The sequence below is a fragment of the Burkholderia sp. Ax-1720 genome (assembly GCF_011753035.1).
GTDB lineage: Bacteria > Pseudomonadota > Gammaproteobacteria > Burkholderiales > Burkholderiaceae > Burkholderia > Burkholderia gladioli.
The window spans coordinates 1-1521 of the sequence record NZ_VWWK01000414.1; the positions used below are offsets into that span (position 1 = coordinate 1).

Genomic DNA, 1521 nt, shown 5'->3' on the forward strand with positions numbered 1-1521 from the left:
CACGGCAGCTTCGTCGCGCTGCCGCTGGCCGAGCACAACCGGCGCGTGCTGGTGGCCTCGCCCGACTATCTCGCGCGACATGGCCGGCCCGCCTCGCTCGACGAGCTGGGCGCGCATCGCTGCCTGCCGTTCGTGCGCGGCGGGCGCGTCTACGCGCGCCTGACGCGGCGCCGCGCGCTGTGCCTGGTGGCGGTGAGCCTGCTGATCGCAGGCTCGCTGCTGTTCGACCTCGGCTCGGGCCCCTCGGGCCTGCCGCTGGCCACGCTGCTGCGCACCGTGTTCGCGCCCGCGCAGGCCGATCCGGCCAACCTCGTGATCGTCTGGCAGATCCGCCTGCCCTACGCGGTGATGGCGCTGGTGGTGGGCGCCGCGCTCGGCCTGTCGGGCGCGGAGATGCAGACCATCCTCAACAATCCGCTGGCCAGCCCCTACACGCTCGGCGTGTCGGCGGCCGCCGCCTTCGGCGCCTCGCTGGCGATCGTGCTCGACTTGACGCTGCCGCATGTCCCGCAGACCTGGCTGATCTCGGCCAACGCCTTCGTGTTCGCCTTCGGCTCGGCGATGATGCTGGACCTGGTGGCGCGCTGGCGCGGCATGAGCACGGCCGGCGTGGTGCTGATGGGCATCGCGCTGGTGTTCTCGTTCCATGCGCTGGTCGAGCTGATGCAGTTCATCGCCTCGGCCGATGCGCTGCAGGGCCTGGTGTTCTGGACGCTGGGCTCGCTGGCGCGCGCCGACTGGCAGAAGATCGGCGTGCTCGCGGCGGCGCTGGCCGTGGCGCTGCCGCTGTCGATGCGCAATGCCTGGGCGCTCACCGCGCTGCGGCTGGGCGAGGAGCGCGCGGCCAGCTTCGGCATCGACGTGCGGCGCCTGCGGCTCGGCACCCTGCTGCGGGTGGCGGTGCTGTCGGCGCTGGCGGTGTCCTTCGTCGGCACCATCGGCTTCGTCGGCCTGATCGCGCCGCATATCGCGCGCACCGTGTTCGGCGAGGACCATCGCTTCTACCTGCCCGGCAGCCTGCTGTGCGGGGCACTGATGCTGTCGCTGGCCTCGATCGCCTCCAAGCTGATCGTGCCGGGCGTGCTGATCCCCGTGGGCATCGTCACGGCGCTGGTGGGGATTCCGCTGTTCCTGGCGATCGTGGTGCGTTCGCAGGGAGCCGCGCAATGAAGGGGCTCGCGATCCACGGCGTGTCGGTGCGCTACGGCCGCCGCGAGGTGCTGCGCGAGCTGTCGGCGGGGCCCTTGCCGCGCGGCATGATCACCGCGCTGCTGGGGCCCAACGGCAGCGGCAAGTCCACCTTGCTGCGGGTGCTGGCCGGCCTCACCACCGCCAGCGCCGGGCGGCTCACGCTGGACGGCGAGACGCTCGCGCTGTCGGCGCGCAGCGCGCGCTCGCACAGCGTGGTCTACCTGCCCCAGGCGCTGCCGGCCGGGGTGCGCCTGCAGGTGCTCGAATCGGTGCTGGTGGCGCGCCGCGCCACGCGCGACGCGGCCTTGCGCGGCCAGCCGCCGGCCGGCG

The 1521-nt window shown here is 73.4% G+C and carries 2 protein-coding genes; both read left to right on the forward strand.

Annotated elements, in window-relative coordinates; translation table 11 throughout:
- Positions 1 to 132: 132 nt before the first annotated feature.
- Complete coding sequence (locus F3J18_RS37310; RefSeq protein ID WP_166917174.1) at positions 133 to 1170, forward strand: iron ABC transporter permease; 1038 nt, start codon at positions 133 to 135, stop codon at positions 1168 to 1170.
- The coding region (locus tag F3J18_RS37315) for an ABC transporter ATP-binding protein (protein ID WP_166917173.1) at positions 1167 to 1521 on the forward strand (355 nt) is incomplete at its 3' end. The genes F3J18_RS37310 and F3J18_RS37315, both read left to right, overlap by 4 nt.